This is a genomic window from Skermanella stibiiresistens SB22, assembly GCF_000576635.1.
Taxonomy (GTDB): Bacteria; Pseudomonadota; Alphaproteobacteria; order Azospirillales; family Azospirillaceae; genus Skermanella; species Skermanella stibiiresistens.
Window position 1 is genome coordinate 140173 of sequence record NZ_AVFL01000013.1, and the last position, 6047, is coordinate 146219.

The following is a 6047-nucleotide window of genomic DNA, read 5'->3' on the forward strand; positions in this document are numbered from 1 at the left end:
CCAAAGGCCAGGAAAGCCTTGATCAACCCCACCGTCCGTGGGCTTCCAGGGTCGGGCAGTCTCAGTTCTGATCGGGTCCATACGGGGCGGCATCGGCGAGCATCTGATGACCCACGTTGAGCATGTGGTCACGGGCGACGCTGGCTTTCGGCTCCGGGGTGCCCCGCGAACTCCAATCGTGCTCGATTTTCCAACGAGATCGGTTCATCTCTTTTGGCGCATAGGCAAAGCCTGTACAGACGATCTGTGCGCGTTTCAGGCTTCACGATCATGACGGTATCCCGTGCGACACAGCGAAGTGGCTGAGGTCCAGATTGCTCCCCCTCACCGCTGTAGTTATGAAAAATGTCTCCCTATTCAAAATACCTCCAAGATTTTGGCGGGCGTGACTTAGCCGAAACTTTTCCGCACCGTGCTCGTTGATGGGTCATGATAGACGATCGAGGCACTCTGCGCGCCCGTTTGGACAAGCTGGCGGCGCTGGTGGACCTGGCGCGGCTGAGCCGGTCGGAGGAGGATCGCGCCCGAGTGGAGCGCTCTATCCATCTTGTTAGCTGGGCATTCCAGGCTGTGGCCCGCGCCCGGCGATTGGACGGCGATAAGACGCGCCAATGCGAGGCGGCAGAGATCGAGGCGACGTGCCGGCGGATCGTCGCCGAAGCCCGAGCAGCGGGGCTGCGCATCAGCGACAACGACAGATGGTGACAACCGTCTTGCTTGCCATTCCAGAAGATAACGCTCGTTGAGTTGAGCGTTATCGCCTAGAATCAGCCTATGTAGTCAACGAGATCGTTGCATGGAGATCGCTATGGTTGAGCCGAGGAATTTCCTTTCGGAAGAGACGATGCGGAAGCTTGAGGAGAACCCCCTTGTGCAGCATTATGATTTTGATGAGTGGCTACGTCTCTTGCGGCAGAAAGGATGTACTCAACAAATTGCTCAGCTTCGCGACGGACTTCTCCTGCACCATGAGAACTGCGAAGGAGTTCGGATATCAAAGATTTAGCGTCTCTCGGATCGACTCCGGCTGTGGCTGGGAGTAGAGCGACGACTGCGGCTAAACCCAAAACTCGTCCAGAAGTTTTTGTGTCTTCTTTGCTGAGTTCCTGAAGGGCGTCTTTGATCTCTCGATCTGTAAATTCGTAAGGCATTCTGTGCTCCATTAGCACTAAGTACAGAAGCCGGTTGACCGCAGCGGATAATCCGGGCATGATTCCGGACGCAGCAATCCACTGTCCCGCACCGGTTCCAAGGGATTGCGGGTTAAGGTTCAAGGCCACGGTTCGCTCCCGTGGCCTTTTCCTTTGTCATCTTCTGGATGACAGAATCACCGAAACAAATCAATAGTCCGGGTTTCCGGTCTGTTCTCAATGGTGTTTAAGCACCTTCTCCGTCAAACGAAGAGGCATCCAAGTGCCGAAGCGGTGAAGACTCGTCGCACATCATCCGAATTTCGACGGCGACTCGACTTACTCCGCGGCGGCGCTGGATGTGACATGTTCACCCGCCTTCTCGATCTCCCGCGCCAGCAACGCCAACTGAGCACGCAAGATGGCGAGCCTACGGGCCTGTTGTTCGGATCGCAGTCCAATAGCAGCGTCATCGATTGCTCTTATGGCGTCTCTGAACTTGGGTTGAGTCATGACTCTATCCTTATTAGCTTAACATATCACAATATGGATAGGCTGGATGGGTTAACAATGCGTCAAAGTGAGGACTTCTGGTGCATGGAAGTCCGAATCACGGATGCAGTAGCTTCAAGACATGAATGCATACAGGTTTAGATTGCCCGTTCGAGTCCTGTTTAAATTCTAGAATGGCTTCGACTTGAGCTGCATCTGTCGCGGCAAGGACATCACGATCAACTGTAGGATAGAGCCGAACAGTAAGTCTTTTTGTGCTCATACCATGATGCGAGAGTTTTCCCGCCCAGCCGCGATCAACCTTGTCGCGATCAGTCGCTCTTATTTCCAGAGTAGCTTCGGGGAAGTGTTGAACATCAGAATCATCATCAAATTCAGCCAAAGCTATTTCGTCAGGAAAAGATCTTGTAACATCTCTCCCAATTTCAGGGAGACCTGTAGGCATTATCCTACCGCTCAGTCCGCGTTTTGCTGGCCGAAAAATGTCTATAGCCGCCTTAGCGACACTCCCCTTGGACTTCTTCCCAACTGCCTGCTCCACAGCTTCTTCGATCCGCTTAGGGGAAACAGATAGGTTTTGAGCGGCAATATTAATATAATTGTTATAATTTCCTTCTATAGCGGGAGGAACACCGTTGAATGGCGTAGAAGTCAACTTGCTGCCATCTTCGGATTTTCCACGACGGGAAAATAATAAGCGAGAGCCATAAAACAGAACAATAAGAAATAGCACCGTTACGATCGTATCGTAACGTTCATCAATGCTAAATCCTGTAATCCTCTCGATCACTTCTGGAACCTCTTTATCAAGCTCCTTCTGAAACACAGCAAATATAGCAACAAAAAATGCTTCTGACAAGGACCCTTTTTGGATTTTTTCAATAGTGATGTCTATTTTTTCAATTTTGAGTCCGTCTATGGATCGCTCTAGTATGCTGGCAACTATTGGCAACATGCGCTCATGTGCCACCAATGTTGCAGCTATATCTGAAAGCGTTATGCCATCATTATCTGGATACTCAATTATATGCCGAAAAACAGATTCACTCATCGCGCAACCTCAGATTTGAGACTCCGATAGCGTCTAGGCATTGTAAAAAGAATACGGCTGTAAACCGGCCACGACTGATCTTGTTTGCGATTGCGGCTGGCGTCTCGTTGACGCCTACCTCTTGGAGCTTCTGGGCTAGTTGCTCGTAGGTGATGTTCCGACGCTTCAACTCACCCTTGAGCATGCCTTTTACCCAATTCGCCCACTCGTTCTCGGTTTTCATGAAGCCTCTCATTTTCGATACAGGAATATCATATCCGATACATTCATGTTGACAAGAGGCAACTCTGATCATATCATATCTGGTAACAACATACCGGATATGGTGACATTCCATGGCACAGCATTTCCTCATGTCGGCGGCGGCGCGGACGATCAGCCTCAAGGCGATCCTGCGACTGTCCGACGCGGATGCCTGGACCATGTTCCGCAAGCTGCGCTGGCCGGAGACGGACGGCGCCCCGGTCTGCCCGCACTGCCAATGCCCGATCTGCTACGACGTGAAGCGCGGCGCCACCCCGCGTTATCGCTGCAAGGCTTGCCGCCGCGACTTCAGCCCGACCAGCGGCACGCTGTTCGCCTATCACAAGCTCCACATCCGGGACTATATGGCCGCCATCGTGATCTTCGTGAACGCGGTGAAGGGCATCAGCGCGTTGCAGTTGGGCCGGGACCTGGACGTATCGTACAAGGCGGCGTTCGTCCTGGGCCACAAGCTGCGCGAGGCGATGGCCACGGAGATGAAGGGCGCCACGGTCGGCGGCGCTGGCGCCGTGGTCGAGGTTGACGGTTGCCATGTTGGCGGCCACGTCCGTCCTGAGAACCGCAAGGAGGATCGCCGGGACCGCCGCTTGGCCCAAAACCAAACCGGCAAGCGTGAGGTCGTGGTCGCCATCCGCGAGCGGGACGGGCGCACCCTGACAGCCGTGTTCAAGTCGGAGGCGTCGTCGGTGGCCTTCATCAAGGCGCGCGTCGAGAAGGGTAGCACCATCCACACCGACGAGGGCTTGGGTTGGGAAAAGCTCCGCGCCAAGTTCCCGGTCAAGGTGATCAACCACTCGCTGGCCTACAGCACGGACGAGGCTTGCACCAACCAAGCCGAAAGCTTCTTCTCCCGCCTTCGCCGCGCCGAGTTGGGCCAGCACCACCATATCAGCGGCATCTACCTGGGCCGGTACGCTGGCGAGATGGCTTGGCGCGAGGATCACCGCCGCAAGCCCAACGGCACCCTGTTCGGCTTGGTCGCCAAGCGCGCTGGTGCGATGGGGCAGTCGGTGGACTTCTGCGGCTATTGGCAAAGAGGCGGGAATGTGGGGAAACAGAAAGGTTGATGGTTAACTAACCCTAATGAGAGATTGCCCACGTGTCGTATCGACTATAGTGGTTTTCAGACGCCATCAACGTATAACTTTCCAGACGATCAGAATGTCTAACAAGAAACAGATGAAATAGGGACTCTTGGGGAAAAGGGGCAGGCTATGACGTTTTTCGGGGGGTCTATCAATAGTGATCTCGAACAACCTGGACCTTAGTCCATGCAAGAAGAAGATGCCGCAGTATTCCTGCTGTCTTCCATCATAGCGGCCGAGTCCATTCTAACATCCGTTTTTGGAAGCTTATATTCGGTTTATTCGAGCTATATGATGTCGACAGGTGGCGCCCCTATATGCAGAACGCTGAGACGATTGTGCTATGTTATAGCTGTCTCCATTATTCTTTGCGCTGTTGTCGGATTCCATGCAACAGCTTCTTTGGTCGATCAAGCTTCCAATATCGTGCCTCTGTGGGTGTTTATAATAATTTACCTGATCGTATTTTTGATCATCGTGCCTTCCGCTGTACTGTCTTGGAGGATGTTTGCTGATGCCCACTCCTAGCCAAGCAGAGATAGATCACTTAAGCTATTTGAATTTGCTTCAACATTATAGGATGCACGAGTTTTGGTACATATCCCAGTGCCGAATCATGTTGCACTATGCGCAACAATCGTTGCTCAACCTCAACCAAACGAACAACTCCGTACAACTCACGATAACCCATGATGATTTGGAAATATTGATTTCCGGATGGCTCATGGGAAACAGAAGATGGAATACAAAACTTCGGTCCATATCTCATCTGCCTTGGATGTTTCATCAATCTTTAACTGAGAGCATGGCGAGATATATCACTTATGACGCGTATATAAAGATTGTTCAATGATTACTAAAATTCTATTAACCAGTCCTTTAAGGAACCTCTTATTGACAACGGCTGTTGAGAAGCCGATTATCCCCTGAGCGGTACCGTGGCAGTGAGCCTTTTATGAGTTCCGAAGAGCGCTCTATCGATTTCGTGGTCGAAAAAAACGTTCCTGCGGATAGGTGCTGGGACGTCGCGTTGGCATGCGCCTACAATGCTGTTTATCAGCAGAGACGAGCGGATGCGGTGTACGCGGAAGAAAACTCAGCTTTTTCCTCCGAGACAGGTGGAGCGCAAGATCCTAACTTCATGGAGATGTTAAGTGCCGAAGATCCAGAAGTTATCCATCTAGCGCTTCAGTACGTAAGCCTACTAAATCGAAAAGGTCTCGTTGGGGTCTGACAACTTTCGCAGTAATGATTTTATGAAAAACGAGTAAAGTGACCTATGAGTGTCTTGAGTTTTTCGTGAGATCCGCGAGAAAACTCTAAGATCTTTGGTCATTGGTACTCCACCCCACAGCCCCATCCATCGACACCTTCTCCAGATCCCGCATCCGCTTCAACGCGCCCAGGACGCTACGCTTCAGCGTGTTGACCACCTGCGGGTCGCCCTGGTCGATGCCCTTGGCCTCCATGATCCGCAAGGCGACATCGCGTGTCAGGACCGGCCCCGGCGCATCGCGAAGGATGTCCTGGATCAGCCGGGCGCACTCCCTTGGCCGGAACCAGTCGCTGCGGCGGCCGATGTCCTTTGGCTTGATCGTCTCCGGATCGTCCTTGCCGTACATCCGCAACACCGCGTCTATGTGGATCAGGTCGGCTTGGTGGCGCGCTATGCGCTTCTCCATCTCCGCGATCTGACCGGCCAGCTCCGACCGCTTCTCCACAAGCGCCGATACCACGTGTAGCTCCGCCAACGTCCCCCTCCACAATCCATAGCGTGTTCTAGGAAAAAATGACTCGACGGCGGTGTGGAATCGGGTTCTCTTGATCCCGGCACCTGCCGTTCTCACCTCGGCATGGTCTTCTCCAGACGGGCGCGCCGCCACCGGGCAGGGCAATGACGCCCCCGAAGGAGAAAACCATGAGCAAGTGTGGATGCCGTCGCGGACGGAGCGGGAGGAAGCCTGGACCAAAGACCGTGTGGGTCCGCGCTCACAAACGTCCCAA

Annotated in this window: 7 protein-coding genes; 3 read left to right on the plus strand and 4 right to left on the minus strand. The window is 53.2% G+C overall.

All coding sequences use genetic code 11. The features are described from left to right. Window positions 1–429 precede the first annotated feature (429 nt). A complete protein-coding gene (locus tag N825_RS18470) occupies window positions 430–705 on the plus strand; it encodes a hypothetical protein (RefSeq protein ID WP_037455139.1) in 276 nt (91 codons plus the stop codon). Between the two features lie 101 nt (window positions 706–806). On the opposite strand, the gene N825_RS39005 is transcribed toward N825_RS18470, so the two are convergent. The 3 genes from N825_RS39005 to N825_RS18480 all read right to left on the minus strand — a co-directional run bounded on the left by N825_RS39005 (window position 807) and on the right by N825_RS18480 (window position 2917). Further along, entirely contained in the window at window positions 807–1280 is a 474-nt protein-coding gene (locus N825_RS39005; RefSeq protein WP_157619374.1) for a hypothetical protein, read from the minus strand. 460 nt (window positions 1281–1740) lie between these two features. Then, entirely contained in the window at window positions 1741–2694 is a 954-nt protein-coding gene (locus N825_RS39010; RefSeq protein ID WP_157619376.1) for a hypothetical protein, read from the minus strand. Continuing rightward, window positions 2687–2917, minus strand: coding sequence for a DUF6471 domain-containing protein (locus N825_RS18480; RefSeq protein ID WP_037455312.1), 231 nt, complete (start codon window positions 2915–2917; stop codon window positions 2687–2689). The genes N825_RS39010 and N825_RS18480 overlap by 8 nt, the downstream gene beginning before the upstream one ends. Before the next feature lie 112 nt (window positions 2918–3029). On the opposite strand from N825_RS18480, the gene N825_RS18485 reads away from it, so the two are divergent. After that, on the plus strand, window positions 3030–4025 hold the full coding sequence (locus tag N825_RS18485; protein ID WP_037455145.1) for an IS1595 family transposase: 996 nt from the start codon (window positions 3030–3032) through the stop codon (window positions 4023–4025). Between the two features lie 973 nt (window positions 4026–4998). After that, complete coding sequence (locus tag N825_RS40125; RefSeq protein ID WP_211098403.1) at window positions 4999–5277, plus strand: hypothetical protein; 279 nt, start codon at window positions 4999–5001, stop codon at window positions 5275–5277. A gap of 85 nt (window positions 5278–5362) precedes the next feature. Here the strand turns inward: N825_RS40125 and N825_RS18490 are convergent, their stop codons facing one another. Continuing rightward, on the minus strand, window positions 5363–5779 hold the full coding sequence (locus N825_RS18490; protein ID WP_037455148.1) for a hypothetical protein: 417 nt from the start codon (window positions 5777–5779) through the stop codon (window positions 5363–5365). Window positions 5780–6047: the final 268 nt, after the last annotated feature.

Coding starts and splice junctions, on each gene's coding strand:
- N825_RS18480 (WP_037455312.1), bottom strand. CDS start 2,917: ATGAAAACCGAGAACGAGTGGGCGAATTGGGTAAAAGGCATGCTCAAG.
- N825_RS40125 (WP_211098403.1), top strand. CDS start 4,999: ATGAGTTCCGAAGAGCGCTCTATCGATTTCGTGGTCGAAAAAAACGTT.
- N825_RS18470 (WP_037455139.1), top strand. CDS start 430: ATGATAGACGATCGAGGCACTCTGCGCGCCCGTTTGGACAAGCTGGCG.
- N825_RS39010 (WP_157619376.1), bottom strand. CDS start 2,694: ATGAGTGAATCTGTTTTTCGGCATATAATTGAGTATCCAGATAATGAT.
- N825_RS18485 (WP_037455145.1), top strand. CDS start 3,030: ATGGCACAGCATTTCCTCATGTCGGCGGCGGCGCGGACGATCAGCCTC.